Raw genomic sequence first — 16,791 nt, 5'->3', positions numbered from 1 at the left:
GTCACGTCTCTCACTGTCTGATTGCCGATCAGCCTAACGGGAGGCCGCGGGGATCCCCGTCGCTGGCCACGCACGGATGGCGCGGTGCGGATCGAGGGGACGACAGAGGGCCCGGCACCTCGTGGTGCCGGGCCCTCCGGTGGTGCTCGTCGCCTGTCCGGCGCGAGCGGCCGCTACTTGAGGAAGTCGGCGAACTCCTGCTCGAGGGCCGGCTTCGGCTTGGCGCCGATGACGGTCTTGACGACCTCGCCCTTCTGGAAGACCTTCATGGCCGGGATCGAGGTGATCTTGTACTTCATGGCGATCTCGGGGTTGTCGTCCACGTCGATCTTGACGAGCTCGATGCCGGGGTTCTCGGCGGCGATCTGGTCGAGGACGGGGGAGACGGCCTTGCAGGGGCCGCACCAGGGCGCCCAGAAGTCCACGATGACGGTCTTCTCGGCGTCGAGGACCTCGGCCTGGAAGCTGGCGTCGGTGACGTCGCGGGAGTGGGACATGGTTTCTCCTTCGTGTGGTTCGCGGGGATCCGAGCGGATGCCGGATCGGGTCGTGATGAGGGGTGCGGCTACTGGTGGTCGGCGCCGACGAGCTCGCCGTCGGGATCCACCGCGCTGCCGGCGGCCGGCGCACCGTGGCCCGCGGGGCCGTCCGGTCCGTCGGAGGCGGCGTCGAGCAGCGCGTCGGGCAGGGACGCGAGGAAGTGCTCCGCATCCAGCGCCGCGACGGTGCCCGATGCCGCGGCGGTGACGGCCTGGCGGTAGGTGGGGTCGATCACGTCGCCGGCGGCGAACACGCCCGGCAGGTTGGTGCGCGAGGAGCGGCCGTCGACGGCGATGGTGCCCTCGGCGGTGAGCTCCAGCTGCTGGTGGAAGAGGTGCGTGCGCGGGTCGTTGCCGATGGCGATGAAGAGGCCCTCGAGCGCGAGCGGACGCTGCTCGCCCGTGACGGTGTCCTCGAGGACGACGCCCTCGACCTTCTCGCCGCCCGTGATGTCGACCACCTGCGCGTTCCAGATGAACTCGATCTTCGGGTTCTCGAACGCGCGCTCCTGCATGATCTTGGAGGCGCGCAGCGAGTCCTTGCGGTGGATCACGTAGACCTTCTCGGCGAAGCGGGTGAGGAAGGTGGCCTCCTCCATGGCGCTGTCGCCGCCGCCGACGACCGCGATGGTCTTCTGGCGGAAGAAGAAGCCGTCGCACGTGGCGCACCAGGAGACGCCGTGGCCGCTGAAGCGGTCCTCCGCGGGGAGGCCGAGCTTGCGGTACGCGGATCCCGTGGCGGCGATGACCGCGAGGGCCTCGTGCACGTCGCCGTTGCCGAGGGTGACGCGCTTGACGTCGCCCGTGAGCTCGACCGACGTGACGTCGTCGAGGACGACCTCGGTGCCGAAGCGCTCGGCCTGCGCCTGCATCGCCATCATGAGGTCGGGGCCCTGGATGCCGTCGGTGAAGCCCGGGTAGTTCTCCACCTCGGTGGTGTTCATGAGCTCGCCGCCGGCCTCGACCGAGCTCGCGATGAGGAGGGGCGTGAGGTTGGCGCGCGCGGCGTAGATGGCGGCCGTGTACCCGGCCGGACCCGAACCGATGATGATGATCTGACGCACGACGGCTTCTCCTCCACTGCTCGGCGGGGCGCCTTCCCGGCGCCCGCTCACCTCTGCAACAGACCCACGGTAGCGGCTATTCCTGCGGCTCCACCGGGCGGGGGCGCCGGGGCGGACAGGCATTCGCGCCGTGCGGCGAGACGGTGGTGCGAGGGGTCAGCGGCGGCGGATGCGGCGCATCACGGGACCGGCGAGCTGCTGCAGCTCGGAGGACCGCATCGCGGCCAGGGCGGCGAGGTAGGCGGCCGTCATCACGGCGGCCAGGGGGATCCCGACGAGGAGCGCCTGGCCCTTTGACGCGACGCCGACGCCCTCGAACGCGCCGCCGGAGACGAGGGTGAGCAGCGCGACGCCGACGAGCGCGGCCGGCACGGCGGCGACGACGAAGCGGACGGCGCTGCGGAGGATCCGGCGCCCGTCGATCCGGCCGATGCGCCGGCGGAGCAGCACCGCGGCCAGCACCGCCTGCCCGGTGACCGTGACGGTCTGCAGCACGGCGAGACCCACGCCGATCAGCTCGACGGGCTGCTGGGAGATGACGAGCGCGCCGGCGATGAACAGCACGACCTGGGCGCACTGGATGAGGAACGGCGTGCGCGTGTCCGAGAGCGCGTAGAAGGCGCGCTGCAGCACGAACAGGGTGCTGAACGCCGGCAGCCCGAGGATGAACGCGATGAGGACCACGCCGTAGCCGCGGACCTCGCCGATGTCACCCGAGACCATCACGCGGGCCACGGGTCCGGCCAGCACGGCGATGAGCGCGGTGGAGAGCACGGTCATGAGGCCGACGAGCCGCACGGCGGAGGAGAGGTCCACCCGCATGCTGTCGTGGTCGCCCTCGCCCGCGTGCGTGCTCATGCGCGTGAAGTAGGCGGTGGCGATGGAGACCGCGAAGATCGAGTGCGGCAGCATGAAGAAGAGCCACGCGTTGAGCAGGATCGTGCTCGACGGGCTGTCCGAGGTGGCGGCGATGTTGGCCACGTTCGACTGCGCGATGCCCGCCAGCTGCGTGACGACGAGCATGCCGAAGGTCCAGCCGGCGAGACGGCCGGCGGTGCCGAGGCCCACGCCCCGCCACGCGAAGTCGAAGCGGAACCGGAGGCCCACGCGGCGCCAGAAGACGAAGAGGATGAGCGCCTGGGCGACGACGCCGAGGGTCGCGGATCCGGCGAGCACGACGATCTTGTCGAGGCTCCAGTCGTCGACAGGGCGGCTGCCCGAGCCGAACATCGCCTGGAAGACGAGGAGACCGGCGATGGCGACCACGTTGTTGAGGACCGGCGCCCACGTGAACGGCCCGAAGGACCCCCGCGCGTTCAGCACCTCGCCGAGCACGGCGTAGAGCCCGTAGAAGAGGATCTGCGGGAGGCACCAGTACGCGAACGCGACGACGAGCGCGAAGACGTCCGGCGGCAGGGTGGCGGCGTAGAGGCGGGAGACGACGGGTGCGCCCACGGTGGCGAGGATCGTGACGCCGCCGAGCACGACGATCGCGATCGTCACGAGCTTGTTGATGTACCCCGCGCCGCCGTCCGCGTGCTTCGCGGCGCGCACCACCTGCGGCACCAGGACGGCGTTGAGGACGCCGCCCGCGATGATCACGTAGATGTTGTTGGGCAGCTGGTTCGCGTTGGAGAACGCGTTGGAGCTGCCGAGGGTCGCGCCGATGGTCTGGAGCAGCACGATGGCCTTGACGAAGCCGAGGATGCGCGAGACGAACGTGCCCGAGGCGAGCAGGGCCGACGCGCGGCCGATGCCGCCTCCGCGCGGAGCGGGCGCGGCGCTCACGAGGCGGCCGCGGCGGGGGTGCGGGGCGCGATCCGGTCAGTCATCGATCTCCTCGGGCAGGCCGGCGAGCTGCCGGGCGCGGGCGCGGCGGCGCTTGCGGATGCTGCGGAACAGGCCGAAGCCGAACAGGAGGGCGACAGCCGCGACGAACACCGTCGTGACGACGGCCTCGAACCCGGCGCGGATGAAGAGCTCGACGGGCGCGCTGTCCCCGATCTGTACGGAGCCGTCGTCGGTCGTGAGCCGCGCGGTGACCACGACGTCGCCGTTCGAGATGGAGGTGATGGGCGGTCGGGCCGACGCGCTGCCGTGCGCGGGCACCGTCACGAGCGCGGAGTCGTCCACGCGGATCCGCCCGCTGCCCGCGATGATAGACAGCCGCACCGTGACGGGCTGGTCGAGCGCGTTGCTGACGTTGATCAAGAGGCTCGTCGTGTCGCTGATCACGGTGTTCTGGCGCGTGGTGATGGCGACGGAGTCCAGCAGCGCGTCGGCCTGGGCGGCGTAACCGTCCTGGACGGTCACGAGCCCATCCGGGTCGTCGCGCCAGCGGTTCGCGAGCGTGGCGAGCAGGAGCATCCGCTGCTGGCCGGTGATGAGCTCGGGACGCTCGACGGCCTTCGCGAAGGCGTCCACCTGGGCCTCGAGCGACATCGCGTCGGCGACCCGCTGGACGCGCGTCGGGTCCTCCGGGTGGTCCACGACCTGGAGGGCGACGGGGGCGGTCGCGAACGCGGCGCCCAGCTCCGCGGTGTCGCTGAAGGGGAGGCCCTGGATCGCGTCGAGCAGCTGTCCGAGGCGCCCGCCGGATGCCGCCCAGCCGCGCTCCAGGGCGGCGACCACGACGTGGCCGTCGGCCGCCCGCGCATCCGCCGCGAGGGTCGCCGAGAGCTGGGCCAGCGCGATCCCGAACGCCTCGTCCGTCTCCGCGGAGAGCGCCTGGTCGACGAGGGCGGAGACGGGGGCGTCCGTCACGAGCACGGTCGTGTCGCCGATCCTCCCGGTCGCGGCATCGGACGCCGAGCCCGTGGACTGCACGTCGCCGCTGGCGAGGATCGCGGTCGTGGTGCCGCTGGCGGCCAGCACCCCGAGGTCGCCGGACGTGATGGTGCCCGCGGCCGGCCAGGAGACGCCGGAGATCGTGTAGTCCCACGCGGTCAGGTCGGCGAGGCTCGGCACCGGCGCGAGCGTCGGCGTCGTGGGAGTGGGGCTCGGCTCGGGACTGGACGTGGGGGCGGGAGTCTCGGTGGGCGCGGCCGTCGCGGCCCCCGCGATGGCGGATCCGCCGCGCGTGCCGCTCGCGCCGGGGGATCCGGTGGCCGTCGGCGTCTCGCTGGGCGTCGAGCTCGGGGCGGGAGTCGATCCCGGGGCGGCGAACCGGCTCGCCCGCACGGCGTAGGTGGCGTCGGTGGGCGCGAGGAGGGTCGCGGCACCGGCCTGCGCCTGCACGGCGACGTCGGCGTCCGCCCACGCCAGCGCGAAGGTCTCGTTCGGCATCTCCCGCAGGCGCTGCAGCCATGCGACGGCGGACGCGGGGGCGTCGGCGCCGAGGATGCGGATGGACGCGATGATCCGCGGGTCGATGCCCACCGCGACGGGCCGGCCGTAGACCGCGTCGAGCTGGCGCGTGAGCGTGCCGCCCGCGGCCGTGTAGGTCGCGAGGGCCCCGGCGTCGATGAAGTCCGAGGCGCTCGGCGGGACGGTGAGCGGCATGACGGCGGCGACGGGCGTGGGCGCCGGATCCGCGCCCGGGCTCCAGACGAGCGCCCCGCGCCCGGTCGCGGCGTCCGCGCCGCCGGCCTCGAGCTCGGCCGTGAGCCCGCGCGGGCCGAACCCGCCGCGGCTGCCCTGCAGCGCCACGGTCGCCGACGGCACGGTGATGGCCACGTCGACCGTGCCGCCCGCGGGCACCTCGGGGGTGTCGGTGCGGCCGATGCGCGGGCCGGTGCGCGTGTTCTGGTCGGTGGACGCCGTATCGAGCCAGCCGTCGACCTTCGCGCGCGTGTCGAGGACGGTGCGGTTGAGGTCGAGGTCGATGCGCCCGGCCGGGATCGCGGCGTCGGTGGCGTTGACCACGGAGACGGTGACGGCGAGGTCCTCGCCCGGGGTGAGGATCCCCTCGGCCGCGGGCGTGACGGTGAGCGTCACGCCGTCGGTGGCCGCGTGCGCCGGGGTCGACGGACCCGCGACCGTCCCGGCGGCGAGCGTCCCGGCGGCGACCGTGACGCACACGAGGGTGGAGATCGTGCGTCGGGCGGATCGCCGGATCAGGCGGAGGGCTCTGTCCGTGCGGGTGGGGCCGGCGTCGTGTCGAGGCGCGGCGTGCATCTGGCGATTCTAAATGGCTGGCCCCGCCCGCCCCGTGTGCGCTCGCCGTGGACGCGGATGCCGGTCGTGACCCCGCCGTAGACTGTCCGACCATGCACAGCGTCGCACAGGCCCTCGAGCGTCTCCGCGAGCTGGCCGCATCGCCCCCGGTCGCCGTGCTCGCCCGCGCCTTCCACGAGGCGGGCCACGAGCTCGCCCTCGTCGGCGGACCGGTGCGCGACGCGTTCCTCGGCCGTGCCGCCACCGACCTCGACCTGACGACGGATGCGCGCCCCGAGCGCATCCTCGAGATCGTCAAGCCCGTCGCCGACGCCCACTGGGACATCGGCCGCGCGTTCGGCACCATCGGCGCGCGCGTGAAGGGGGAGCAGGTCGAGATCACGACCTACCGCACCGACCAGTACGACGGCGTCTCCCGGAAGCCCGAGGTCGAGTTCGGCTCCTCGCTCGAGGAGGACCTCGTCCGCCGCGACTTCACGGTCAACGCGCTCGCCGTGCGGCTGCCCCAGGTGGTCCTCGTGGATCCGTCCGGCGGCATCGACGACCTCCTCGCCCAGGTGCTCCGCACGCCCGTGGCTCCCGAGGTCTCGTTCGGCGACGACCCGCTCCGCATGATGCGCGCCGTCCGCTTCGCCTCCCAGCTCGGCTTCCTCCTCGACGACGCCGCGCTCGCCGCCATCCGCGACATGGCCCCGCGGATCCTCGACATCTCCGTCGAGCGCGTGAGCGACGAGCTCTCCAAGCTCCTGCGCACCCCCGAGCCGCGCGCCGGTCTCGACCTCCTCGTAGAGGGCGGCCTCGCCGAGCACGTGCTGCCCGAGCTCCCCGCGATGAAGCTCGAGGCCGACGAGCACCACCGGCACAAGGACGTCTACCAGCACTCCCTGCAGGTGCTCGACCAGGCCATCGACCACGAGCGCAGCCGCCACCCGGGCGAGGCGCCGGATCTCGTCCTCCGGCTGGCCGCGCTCCTCCACGACATCGGCAAGCCGTCCACGCGCCGGCTCGAGCCCGGCGGCGTCGTCACCTTCCACCACCACGACGTGGTCGGATCCAAGATGGCCAAGCGCCGGCTCCGCGCGCTCCGCTTCGACAACGACACGATCGCGTCGGTGGCGCGCCTCATCGAGCTGCACCTCCGCTTCTTCGGCTACACCGAGGGCGGGTGGACCGACTCGGCCGTCCGCCGCTACGTGCGCGACGCCGGCCCCGAGCTCGAGCGCCTGCACATGCTCACGCGCGCCGACGTCACCACGCAGAACCGCCGCAAGGCCGACCGGCTCGGCTTCGCCTACGACGACCTCGAGGCCCGCATCGCGGAGCTCGCCGAGCAGGAGGAGATGGCGGCCGTCCGCCCGGACCTCGACGGCGAGGCGATCATGCGGATCCTCGACGTGCCACCTGGCCCGGTCGTGGGCCGTGCCTACCGCTTCCTGCTCGAGCTGCGGCTCGACGAGGGCCCGCTCCCCGAGGACGAGGCCGAGCGCCGCCTCGTCGCGTGGTGGGCCGCCGAGCAGCGCTGATCCGCTCCGCCGCGGCCTCCGGCCTGGTGCGACTCCTCCCCATCCGGTAGTCTTGCGAGGTTGTCCGCCCGGCAACGGGAATCCCCTGCCCCGCGCGGACAGATGCACATACCCTCCTGTCGCAGATCGTCTGCGACCGTTCAAGTCCGAAGGAGGTGGGTTAGTGACGCATCAGTACGAACTCATGGTGATCCTCGATCCCGAGATCGATGAGCGCACCGTCGCTCCCAGTCTCGACAAGTTCCTCAACGTCATCCGCACCAGCGGTGGCACCGTCGACAACGTCGACGTCTGGGGCCGTCGTCGACTGGCGTACGAGATCAACAAGAAGAACGAGGGCATCTACGCCGTCGTCCAGCTCACCGCCACGAGCGAGGCCACGCAGGAGCTCGACCGCCAGCTGGGTCTGTCCGAGGCCGTCATGCGCACCAAGGTGCTGCGTGCCGAGGAGGCCATGGCCATGGTCGCGTCCGCTCGCAAGCTCGCCGACGAGAAGGCCGCCCGCAAGGCAGCCGCCACGTCCAAGGCCGCGGACGCCGCGCCCGAGGCTCCCGCCACGGATGCCGCTCCGGCGACGCCCGGCAAGCCGGCGGCGCAGGCCGCTTCCAGCGAGAAGACCGGGGAGTAGTCGATGGCCGGCGAAACCATCATCACGGTCGTGGGCAACCTCACCAGTGATCCGGAGCTGCGGTACACGCAGAACGGGCTGGCGGTAGCCAACTTCACCATCGCCTCCACGCCGAGGTCCTTCGACCGCGCGAGCAACGACTGGAAGGACGGCGACGCCCTCTTCCTCCGTGCGAGCGTGTGGCGCGAGTTCGCCGAGCACGTGGCGTCCTCGCTCACCAAGGGCTCGCGTGTCGTCGCGACCGGCCGCCTCAAGCAGCGGTCGTACGAGACGAAGGAGGGCGAGAAGCGCACCTCCATCGAGCTCGAGGTCGACGAGATCGGTCCCTCGCTCCGCTACGCGACCGCTCAGGTCACGCGCGCGGCCGGTGGCGGCGGCAACGGCGGCGGGGGCAACTCCGGCGGCGGTGGCCGTGGCCAGTTCGGCGGCGGACAGCCCCAGCAGCAGCAGGTGGCCGAGGAGCCGTGGGGCACCCCCGCGAGCTCCGGCGGCAACTCCGGCGGCGGCGACGGCGGCTGGTCCAACCCCGGCAACTTCAACGACGAGACGCCCTTCTAGGGCTCGTCGCACTACGTACGAAAGACAGGAAGAATCATGGCTGGAAAGAGCAGCGGCGACCGCCGCAAGCCTCTCCGCGGAGCCAAGGGCGGCAAGAACGCCGCCCCGGCGAAGTCCATCCGCGTCGGCGTCATCGACTACAAGGATGTCGCCACCCTCCGCAAGTTCATCTCCGAGCGGGGAAAGATCCGCGCTCGTCGCATCACCGGTGTCTCGGTGCAGGAGCAGCGCCTCATCGCGCGCGCAGTCAAGAACGCGCGTGAGATGGCACTTCTCCCCTACGCCGGCTCCGGCCGTTAAGGGGTAATGGAATGTCGAAAGTGATCCTCACGACCGAGGTCTCCGGCCTCGGTTCCCCCGGCGACGTCGTCGAGGTCAAGAACGGGTTCTCCCGCAACTACCTCGTCCCCCAGGGCTTCGCGGTCATCTGGAGCCGCGGCGGCGAGAAGCAGATCGAGCAGATCAAGGCAGCGCGTGCCGCTCGCGAGCACGCGACCATCGAGGAGGCGCAGGACCTCAAGAGCCGCCTCGAGGCCAAGGTCGTCAAGCTCACCGTCAAGGCCGGCCAGGGCGGGCGCCTCTTCGGCTCCGTCAAGACGTCCGACATCGCCAAGGCGGTCGAGGAGTCCGGCATCGGCCAGGTCGACAAGCGCAAGATCGAGATCCCCAACGCCATCAAGGCCACGGGCAACCACGAGGCCACGATCCGGCTCCGTGACGACATCGTCGCCACGATCAGCCTGCAGGTCGTCGCCGCGAAGTAACGCAGCACGAGATCGATGGCGGCGGGCTCCTGGAGCCCGCCGCCATCGGCGGTTAACCAGCCGGTCAGAGGCCTCTGGATCCCCAGCCCCATCCACAGGCCAGGCCCTAGCAGACGAACTCTCAAGCCCTAGTGCAGACTAGTTTTCCCACACCGGTGGGGGAAAACTCAATGCCTGGTCAGTCCGGGATTCGGACCAGAAAAATCTCAGTAGTGCACAGGCTTGTCCCCAGGTAGTCCACACGATCCCCGGCGTTTCGCCCACTTTGTCCACAGTCTCGTCCACAGGGGCATTTGGTCCAGGAGGGACCGGATCCATATCGTGGGGCAGCGCCCGTCGAACGGGTCGCGGAGGACCCGTCAGCGGTCCGGCCGACGTCGTCCGAGCGGTGTCGGAGGTCCGAGCTAGAACGGTCGTGCGGGCGCATCCGCCCAACCGACCGAGGGGAGTCGCACGTGTCCATCGCCCATCTGGGTCTCGCCGGCGAACGGGACGAGCGCGACAAGCGCGCGGGTCACGAGCGCACGCCGCCGCACGACCTCCTCGCCGAGCAGAGCGCCATCGGGGGCATGCTCCTCAGCAAGGACGCGGTCGCCGACGCGGTCGAGCAGGTGCGGGCGATCGACTTCTACATCCCCAAGCACGAGATCATCTTCGACGCGATCCTGTCGCTGTACTCGCACGGCGAGCCGACGGACGTCATCGCCGTCACCGACGAGCTCACCAAGCTCGGCGAGCTGAGCCGCGCCGGCGGGGCGGACTACCTCCACACGCTCACGAGCGTCGTGCCCACGGCCGCCAACGCCGGCTTCTACGCCTCCATCGTCGCCGAGAAGGCCGTGCTGCGGCGCCTGGTCGAGGCCGGCACCCGCATCGTGCAGATGGGCTACGCCAGCGAGGGCGAGGTGGTCGACCTCGTGAACAACGCGCAGGCCGAGATCTACGGCGTCACGGGCGGCGTGGAGGCCGAGGACTACGTGCCGCTCACGGACGCGGTCACGGTCGCCATCGACGAGATCGAGGCCGCGAAGGGCAAGGACGGCCAGATGACCGGCGTGCCCACGGGCTTCGCCGACCTCGACGCGCTCACCAACGGCCTGCACCCGGGCCAGCTCATCATCGTCGCCGCCCGCCCTGCGCTCGGCAAGTCCACGCTCGCGCTCGACTTCGCGCGTGCGGCGAGCATCAAGTACGACATGCCGTCCATCTTCTTCAGCCTCGAGATGGGGCGCAGCGAGATCGCGATGCGCCTCCTGTCCGCCGAGGCGTCCGTGCCGCTGCAGAGTATGCGCAAGGGCACGGTGGACGCGCGGGACTGGACGACCATCGCGCAGACCCGCGGCCGCATCAACGACGCGCCCCTCTACATCGACGACAGCCCCAACATGACGCTCGTCGAGATCCGCGCGAAGTGCCGTCGCCTCAAGCAGAAGGTCGGGCTGAAGCTCGTCGTCATCGACTACCTGCAGCTCATGACGAGCGGCAAGAAGGTGGAGTCGCGCCAGCAGGAGGTCTCGGAGTTCTCGCGTGCGCTCAAGCTCATGGCGAAGGAGCTGCAGGTGCCGGTCATCGCGCTCTCGCAGCTGAACCGCGGCCCCGAGCAGCGCGCCGACAAGATGCCGGCCATCTCCGACCTCCGCGAGTCCGGCTCGCTCGAGCAGGACGCCGACATGGTCATCCTGCTGCACCGCGAGAGCGCGTACGAGAAGGACAACCCGCGCGCGGGCGAGGCCGACTTCATCGTCGCCAAGCACCGCAACGGCCCGACCGGCACCATCACGGTCGGCTTCCACGGGCACTTCTCGCGCTTCGCGGACATGCCCGCGGGCGGGTAGTCGGCCCCTCGTGGTCGGCAAGGCACGGCGGTTGCGCAGGTGCGACGTCGACGACATGTGCACGTGGACATCTCGGGCGATCCGGCCAGTACCCTCCGGAAGTCGATGTGTCCGCATCGGGGTGACGAAGGGATGACAAATGCTCGGATATGACGCCCAAGTGCTCGAACTCCGCCCTGGGGTGAGCGAACAGGACCTTCTCCGGATCGCTCAGATCCCGTCTGAGGAGCGCAGCGGGTACCTCAGCACGCTCGTCACCACGACGGCGGCCTACGTCCCGTATCGGACCTGGGTCGACGAGCTGCTGACCGCTGCCGAGGACGGCCGGGCGCTGATGCTGCTGGGCGGAGGTTATCCCTACCTGTTCTACGCCAGCGGTGCGGACATCAAGGCCAACTTCGCTGCGGCCAGCGTCGAGGCCATCTCCGCCCTGCACGAGGAGACCTGGTACATCGTGAAAGCCTGGGATCAGAGCTGAGGACCGACGAGCGGGTGCGCAGGCATCCCGCTGGAGAGAGATCCGCTCTGGGCGGTCGGCGCGAGTGGCGGTGACGACACTGACCGGTCGCGCGACTGTGGCCCGCCGCGTGATGCGCAGCGCACCTCGCGCCCGGCTCCGGCCTTCGCCGTCAGGGTGCGAAGTAGAGGTGCGCGTGCGCGGCGCAACCGGGGTTGAAGGCGGCGCCGCAGCTCGGGCAGGAGTCCGCCGCGAGGTACTCGGGCACGCTCATGGTGGCGCGGCAGACGCCGCAGAGGGCCGCCGGCAGGTGGTGCTCGGAGCGGGGGATCACCTCGAGCGGGTGGTCGGCGACGGCTGCGTGGCAGAGGTGGCACGGGTACCACGCGTCGCAGCAGGGGGCTCGGAGGGCGACGACGTCGAGCGCGGATCCGTAGTGGATGCAGCGGGTCTCCGCGTCGATCGCCGGGCCGCGGACGACCACCGCATCGGCGTCCGTGGTCGTCTCCGGGAGGATCGCAGCGGGCTCGATGCCCGATGCGTCGATGAGAGCGGCGTGGCGAGTCGGGCTGTGACCGGCCGAGGAGGTCACGCCCGGAGACCCCGGATCCAGGGGAACCGACCCGTGACCGGGTGAGGGGGTCACGCGTGCGTCCGTGGCATCAGGCGTCGGGCAGGGCCGTGGCGGCGTCGACGAGGGTGAGCTCGGGGCTGTCGCGCTGGATCGCCTTGAGGCGCCACGGGGTGGTGATGAGGGCGATGTGCGTGCCGTCGGATCGGACCAGCACCTCGACGCCGATGGTCTTGGCGAGGGCCGGCGCGGAGGCCGCGTCGGTGATCCGGGCCACCTGGTACTCGAGCGGCTCCATGCGCAGCGGCGCGCGGAACTCGTTCGTCATGCGCTCCACGACGACCTCGAACTGCATGGGGCCGACCGCGCCGAGGACGGGCGCCTGGTCGCCGCGGAGGTCGGAGCGCATCACCTGGATGACGCCCTCGTGGTCGAGCTGCTCGATGCCCTTGCGGAACTGCTTGTGCGTGCTGGTGTCCTTCGAGCGGACGACGCGGAAGAGCTCGGGTGCGAACTGGGGGAGGCGCGGGAACGTGACGGGCGCGCCGTCGAAGAGCGTGTCGCCCACGCGGATGTTGGACGCGTTCACGAGACCGACGACGTCGCCCGGGTAGGCGTCGTCGACGGTGGAGCGCTCGCGGCCGAACAGCTGCTGCGCGTACTTGGTGACGAAGGGGCGGCCGGTCTGGGCGTGCGTGACCGTCATGCCGCGGTGGAAGACGCCCGAGCAGATCCGCATGAAGGCCAGGCGGTCGCGGTGCGCGGTGTTCATGCCGGACTGGACCTTGAAGACGAAGCCGGAGAAGTCCTCCTCGACGGGGCGCGTGCGGTCCTGCTCGTCTGGACGCGGCTGGGCGGCCGGCGCGATGTCGTCGAGCGCGTCGAGGATGTGGGTCACGCCGAAGTTGAGGACGGCGGCCGCGAAGAGCACGGGCGTGGTGCGGCGGGCGAGGAACGACTCCTCGTCGTGGTCCTGGCCCTCCTCGTGCAGCAGCTCGCTCTCCTCCACGGCGTTCGTCCAGGCGGATCCGGCCGCGGCCAGCGCCTCGTCGGGCGACATGCGTGTCTCCGGGGCGATGCTCGCGCCGCCCGCGGTGCGCGTGAAGTGCACGCACTCGCCGCTGGAGCGGTCGACGACGCCGAAGAACGCGCCCGACTCGCCGACCGGCCACGTGAGCGGGGTGGGGAGGAGGCCCGTGCGCTCCTTGATCTCGTCCATGAGGTCGAGGGGCTCGCGGCCCGGGCGGTCCCACTTGTTGATGACGGTGATGATCGGGATGCGGCGCTGGCGGCACACCTCGAAGAGCTTCATGGTCTGGGTCTCGAGGCCGCGCGAGGCGTCGACGAGCATGATCGCGGCGTCCACCGCGGAGAGGACGCGGTAGGTGTCCTCGGAGAAGTCGGCGTGGCCGGGGGTGTCGACGACGTTCATGACGGTGTCGCGGTGGGTGAACTGGATCGCCGCGGAGCTCACGGAGATGCCGCGCTCCTTCTCCATGTCCATCCAGTCGGAGACCGTGGACTTGCGGCCCTGCTTGCCGTGCACGGCGCCCGCGGACCCGATGGCGTGCGCGTGCAGCAGCAGCGCCTCGGTGAGCGTGGACTTGCCCGCGTCGGGGTGGGAGATGACGGCGAAGGTGCGACGGCGGGACGCCTCGCGCAGCACGGGGGAGGCGGAGGCCGAGGCGGGCGCGCGGGGAGGGGTGATGGTCGACACCTCCCCATGGTACGAGGCCGTCACGTGAGGGTCCGCGCCGGGCGGCATGCGCGGCCCCCGGGTCAGCGCGCCCGGAGGCGGTCGAGGAACTCGTCGGCCATGGCGAGGTGCTCGGCCAGGCGGCGGCGGCGCTCCTCGGCGTCGGCGATGAAGGCCGCGAGATCTGCGCGCAGCGAGGCGGTGTCGTCGTCGGGGCCGGCGGCGTCGAGCGCGTCGGAGACCTCGAGCAGGCGCATCATCTCCTCGAGCGAGAAGCCGAGCGGCTTCATCCGGCGGATGAGGAGGAGGCGCTCCAGGTCCTCGTCCGTGTAGAGGCGGAAGCCGCCCTCGGAGCGGCCGGACGGGCGCAGCAGGCCGGTCTCGTCGTAGTGGCGGAGCGTGCGGTGCGACAGGCCGGTGCGCTCGGCGAGCTCGCCGATCTGCATGGTCGCGGGGCCGGCGGGTCGCGTCATGCGGGCCTCCAGACGGGCTCTCCCGGGCAGGGGAGGTGTGGGCGGGTTGCGGACGGGCGACCGCATCCGCCCATTCTCCCCGATCGGGGGCACCGATCACCTGCCCCCGTCCGAGCGGCGTCGCGGTCGCGAGGCATGTCGGGCTCGCGGGGCGGCACGGGCGCCGCTCGTAGGATCGGCGCATGAGGATCGCGTTCGTCTCGCTGCACACGTCGCCGATCCAGAAGCCCAGCACGGGGGACGCCGGCGGGCTCAACGTCTACCTGCTGGAGCTCGCGCGGAGCCTCGGGCGGCAGGGGCACGAGGTGCGGCTGATCACGCGCGCCACGGATCCGGCCGATCCGGCGGTGCTGCCCGTCGCGCCGGGCGTCGAGCTGCTCGCGCTGCGGGCGGGACCGGTGGGGCCGCTCGCGAAGGAGGAGCTGCCCGGGATCACGGACGCCTTCGCCGACGCGCTCGCCGCGCTGCCGCCCGCGGACGTCGTCCACGCGCACTACTGGCTGTCGGCCGCGGCCGCGCTGCCGGTCGCGCGCGCGTGGGGCGTGCCGCACGTGCTGACGCTGCACTCGGTCTCCGCGGGCAAGAACCGCCGGCTGGTGGCGGGGGACACCCCCGAGCCGGAGTCGCGGCTCGCGGACGAGGGGAGGCTCGTGCGCGCGTCCGACCTCGTGGTCGCGTCGGCGGAGTCGGAGAAGCGGCTGCTCGTGGAGGCGTACGACGCGGATCCCGCGGCGGTGCACGTCGTGGCGCCGGGCGTGGAGGAGGCGTTCCTGCGGGAGCCGTCGGGCCGCGACGGCGGCGGGCGGGTGCGGATCGTGCTGCTCGGGCGGATCCAGCCGCTCAAGGGCCAGGACGTCGCGCTGCGGGCCCTCGCCCTGCTGGATCCCGCGACCCGGCCCCTGCTCGTGATCGCCGGCGGGGTCTCGCCCGGCCGGGACGCGTACGCGGCGAGCCTGCACGCGCTCGTGCGCTCGCTCGGCCTCGAGGACGACGTCGTCTTCGTGGGCGCGCTCGACCGGGCCGCGACCGCGCGGACGCTCGCCGCGGCGCACCTCGCGCTCATGCCGTCGGCGGCCGAGACCTACGGGCTCGTGGCGCTCGAGGCCGCGGCGTGCGGCACGCCCGTCGTCGCGTCGCGGACGGAGGGTCTGGTCGACTCGGTGCGGGAGGGCGTGAGCGGCGTGTTCGTGCCGACGCGGGATCCCGCCGACTGGGCCCGCGCGATCCGCGACCTGCTCGCCGACCGGCCCGCCCTCGCGCGGCTCTCGGCGTCGGCGCGGGCGCACGCGGCCCGGCGCACGTGGGACGTCGCGGCGGCGGACGTGGCGGAGGAGTACCGGGCGTCGCGGGAGCGGGCGGCGGGTGCCGTCGGATGCGCGGATCCGGTCGGGGGCTCGCGGCACTGAGGCCGGCGGCCTGCCTCAGCCCATCCACTCGCGTCCGCGCGCCACGTCCTCCGCGGCGCGCTCGAGCCAGGTCGCGGCGTCCGCGCGCGCGGCGTCGGCGGATCCGGCGAGGTCGGCGAGGGAGCGCGCGGCCGCGAACCCGCCGGTGGGAGCGGCCACGGAACCGGCCACGAGGATCGCCGCCGTCGCGTGCGCCTGGGCGAGGTCGAGCACGTGCGAGGCGACCTTGCCCGTCCGGGACTGCGCGTCGAAGCGGCCCTCGCCCGTGATCACGATGTCGGCGCCAGCCACGAGCCCGGCCAGGCCGATCGCGTCGGCCACGTCGACGGACCCGGATCCCACGACGGCACCCCACGCGACCAGGCCCGCCGCCGTGCCGCCCGCCGCGCCGGCGCCCGGGGTGGCCGGATCGACGCCGAGCAGCCCGGCGAGGTGCGCGAGGCCGGCGTCGAGCGCGCGGATCTCCGCCGTCGTCGCGCCCTTCTGCGGACCGTAGACGGCGGCCGCGCCCGCGGGCCCCGAGAGGGGAGCGCGGACGTCGCCGAGGATCCGGGCGCCGCCCGCCGGTAGCGCCCGGAGCCCCGCGAGGTCCAGCGACGCGATGTCCGCGAGCGCGACGCCGCCGTCGCCGGCCGGGGAGCCGTCGGCGCGCACGGCCCGGGCGCCCAGCTCCCGGAGCGCGCCGACGCCGCCGTCCGTCGACGAGCTGCCGCCGAGCGCGAGCAGCAGGCGCGGGACGCCGGCGTCCAGCGCGGCGCGGATGGCCTGCCCGAAGCCGCGGGTGTGCGCGGTGAGCGGGCGGAGCGGATCCAGCAGCGTGATCCCGCTCGTCGACGCGACCTCGACGACGCCCGTGCCGTCGGGCAGGAGGAGCCAGTGCGCGTCGACGGGCCGGTCGTCGGGCCCGGTGACGCGGACGGGCACGCGCCGCGCTCCCGGGACGGCCGCCGCGAGCACGTCGAGGGTGCCCTGCCCGCCGTCGGCCATGGGCGCCAGGGTCACGTCATCTCCGGGACGCGCGCGGAGCCAGCCGCGGCGGAGCGCCTCGGCGGCCTCGACGGCGGTGGCGGATCCGGTGAGCGAGTCGGGCGACATGACGACGCGCAGCGGGCGGGGAGCGGCGGTGCTCATGGCGCCAGTCTGCCCGACGGCGTCGGCCCG

At 72.5% G+C, this 16,791-nt stretch carries 15 protein-coding genes and 1 pseudogene; 8 read left to right on the top strand and 8 right to left on the bottom strand.

Features of this window, described 5'->3' with window-relative positions:
* Positions 1-173: 173 nt before the first annotated feature.
* The 4 genes from trxA to JOE38_RS10275 form a co-directional block, all read right to left on the bottom strand.
* Positions 174-497 (bottom strand): thioredoxin, encoded by a 324-nt coding sequence (gene trxA / locus JOE38_RS10290; protein ID WP_204576195.1) that lies wholly within the window; start codon positions 495-497, stop codon positions 174-176.
* 68 nt (positions 498-565) lie between these two features.
* Entirely contained in the window at positions 566-1,603 is a 1,038-nt protein-coding gene (trxB, locus tag JOE38_RS10285) for a thioredoxin-disulfide reductase (protein ID WP_204576194.1), read from the bottom strand.
* 156 nt (positions 1,604-1,759) lie between these two features.
* On the bottom strand, positions 1,760-3,391 hold the full coding sequence (gene murJ, locus JOE38_RS10280; protein ID WP_204576193.1) for a murein biosynthesis integral membrane protein MurJ: 1,632 nt from the start codon (positions 3,389-3,391) through the stop codon (positions 1,760-1,762).
* A 36-nt stretch (positions 3,392-3,427) separates the two neighbouring features.
* The gene (locus JOE38_RS10275; protein ID WP_204576192.1) at positions 3,428-5,719 is read right to left on the bottom strand and encodes a DUF6049 family protein; all 2,292 of its coding nucleotides are present in this window, start codon (positions 5,717-5,719) and stop codon (positions 3,428-3,430) included.
* A gap of 92 nt (positions 5,720-5,811) precedes the next feature.
* Here JOE38_RS10275 and JOE38_RS10270 point away from each other — a divergent pair, with 92 nt between their 5' ends.
* The 7 genes and pseudogenes from JOE38_RS10270 (at position 5,812) to JOE38_RS10240 (ending at position 11,505) form a co-directional block, all read left to right on the top strand.
* Positions 5,812-7,242, top strand: coding sequence for a CCA tRNA nucleotidyltransferase (locus tag JOE38_RS10270; RefSeq protein ID WP_204576191.1), 1,431 nt, complete (start codon positions 5,812-5,814; stop codon positions 7,240-7,242).
* Between the two features lie 184 nt (positions 7,243-7,426).
* Positions 7,427-7,771: pseudogene (gene rpsF / locus JOE38_RS10265) on the top strand (30S ribosomal protein S6); the annotation flags it as partial.
* Positions 7,772-7,873: 102 nt separating this feature from the next.
* Positions 7,874-8,428: a single-stranded DNA-binding protein gene (locus tag JOE38_RS10260; RefSeq protein ID WP_043583663.1), complete on the top strand. Its 555-nt coding sequence runs from the start codon at positions 7,874-7,876 to the stop codon at positions 8,426-8,428.
* A 36-nt stretch (positions 8,429-8,464) separates the two neighbouring features.
* Positions 8,465-8,728: a 30S ribosomal protein S18 gene (gene rpsR, locus JOE38_RS10255; protein ID WP_012039648.1), complete on the top strand. Its 264-nt coding sequence runs from the start codon at positions 8,465-8,467 to the stop codon at positions 8,726-8,728.
* An 11-nt stretch (positions 8,729-8,739) separates the two neighbouring features.
* Positions 8,740-9,192 (top strand): 50S ribosomal protein L9, encoded by a 453-nt coding sequence (gene rplI, locus JOE38_RS10250; RefSeq protein WP_063070935.1) that lies wholly within the window; start codon positions 8,740-8,742, stop codon positions 9,190-9,192.
* Positions 9,193-9,647: 455 nt separating this feature from the next.
* Entirely contained in the window at positions 9,648-11,027 is a 1,380-nt protein-coding gene (gene dnaB / locus JOE38_RS10245) for a replicative DNA helicase (protein WP_012039646.1), read from the top strand.
* 139 nt (positions 11,028-11,166) lie between these two features.
* Positions 11,167-11,505 (top strand): hypothetical protein, encoded by a 339-nt coding sequence (locus JOE38_RS10240; protein WP_204576189.1) that lies wholly within the window; start codon positions 11,167-11,169, stop codon positions 11,503-11,505.
* A 151-nt stretch (positions 11,506-11,656) separates the two neighbouring features.
* Here the strand turns inward: JOE38_RS10240 and JOE38_RS10235 are convergent, their stop codons facing one another.
* The 3 genes from JOE38_RS10235 to JOE38_RS10225 form a co-directional block, all read right to left on the bottom strand.
* Positions 11,657-12,076 (bottom strand): CHY zinc finger protein, encoded by a 420-nt coding sequence (locus tag JOE38_RS10235; protein ID WP_307838856.1) that lies wholly within the window; start codon positions 12,074-12,076, stop codon positions 11,657-11,659.
* A 70-nt stretch (positions 12,077-12,146) separates the two neighbouring features.
* Entirely contained in the window at positions 12,147-13,772 is a 1,626-nt protein-coding gene (locus tag JOE38_RS10230) for a peptide chain release factor 3 (protein WP_204576188.1), read from the bottom strand.
* A gap of 62 nt (positions 13,773-13,834) precedes the next feature.
* Positions 13,835-14,224 carry a MerR family transcriptional regulator gene (locus JOE38_RS10225; protein WP_204576187.1) on the bottom strand — a complete coding sequence of 130 codons (390 nt, stop codon included), beginning with the start codon at positions 14,222-14,224 and terminating at the stop codon, positions 13,835-13,837.
* Positions 14,225-14,406: 182 nt separating this feature from the next.
* Between JOE38_RS10225 and JOE38_RS10220 the strand changes: the two genes are divergently transcribed.
* Entirely contained in the window at positions 14,407-15,630 is a 1,224-nt protein-coding gene (locus tag JOE38_RS10220; RefSeq protein WP_204576186.1) for a glycosyltransferase, read from the top strand.
* A 15-nt stretch (positions 15,631-15,645) separates the two neighbouring features.
* Here the strand turns inward: JOE38_RS10220 and JOE38_RS10215 are convergent, their stop codons facing one another.
* Complete coding sequence (locus tag JOE38_RS10215) at positions 15,646-16,761, bottom strand: glycerate kinase (RefSeq protein ID WP_204576185.1); 1,116 nt, start codon at positions 16,759-16,761, stop codon at positions 15,646-15,648.
* Positions 16,762-16,791: the final 30 nt, after the last annotated feature.

The organism is Clavibacter michiganensis, from assembly GCF_016907085.1.
Lineage (GTDB): Bacteria > Actinomycetota > Actinomycetes > Actinomycetales > Microbacteriaceae > Clavibacter > Clavibacter michiganensis_O.
Note: the sequence above shows the minus strand (reverse complement) of the source record. Positions and strands in the feature narration are given on the sequence as shown.

What these genes read in the sequence shown, in the direction of transcription:
- JOE38_RS10215 (WP_204576185.1), bottom strand. Translation starts at nt 16,761, where the DNA reads ATGAGCACCGCCGCTCCCCGCCCGCTGCGCGTCGTCATGTCGCCCGAC.
- JOE38_RS10260 (WP_043583663.1), top strand. Translation starts at nt 7,874, where the DNA reads ATGGCCGGCGAAACCATCATCACGGTCGTGGGCAACCTCACCAGTGAT.
- JOE38_RS10240 (WP_204576189.1), top strand. Translation starts at nt 11,167, where the DNA reads ATGCTCGGATATGACGCCCAAGTGCTCGAACTCCGCCCTGGGGTGAGC.
- JOE38_RS10225 (WP_204576187.1), bottom strand. Translation starts at nt 14,224, where the DNA reads ATGACGCGACCCGCCGGCCCCGCGACCATGCAGATCGGCGAGCTCGCC.
- trxA (WP_204576195.1), bottom strand. Translation starts at nt 497, where the DNA reads ATGTCCCACTCCCGCGACGTCACCGACGCCAGCTTCCAGGCCGAGGTC.
- JOE38_RS10270 (WP_204576191.1), top strand. Translation starts at nt 5,812, where the DNA reads ATGCACAGCGTCGCACAGGCCCTCGAGCGTCTCCGCGAGCTGGCCGCA.
- rpsR (WP_012039648.1), top strand. Translation starts at nt 8,465, where the DNA reads ATGGCTGGAAAGAGCAGCGGCGACCGCCGCAAGCCTCTCCGCGGAGCC.
- JOE38_RS10275 (WP_204576192.1), bottom strand. Translation starts at nt 5,719, where the DNA reads ATGCACGCCGCGCCTCGACACGACGCCGGCCCCACCCGCACGGACAGA.
- JOE38_RS10220 (WP_204576186.1), top strand. Translation starts at nt 14,407, where the DNA reads ATGAGGATCGCGTTCGTCTCGCTGCACACGTCGCCGATCCAGAAGCCC.
- rplI (WP_063070935.1), top strand. Translation starts at nt 8,740, where the DNA reads ATGTCGAAAGTGATCCTCACGACCGAGGTCTCCGGCCTCGGTTCCCCC.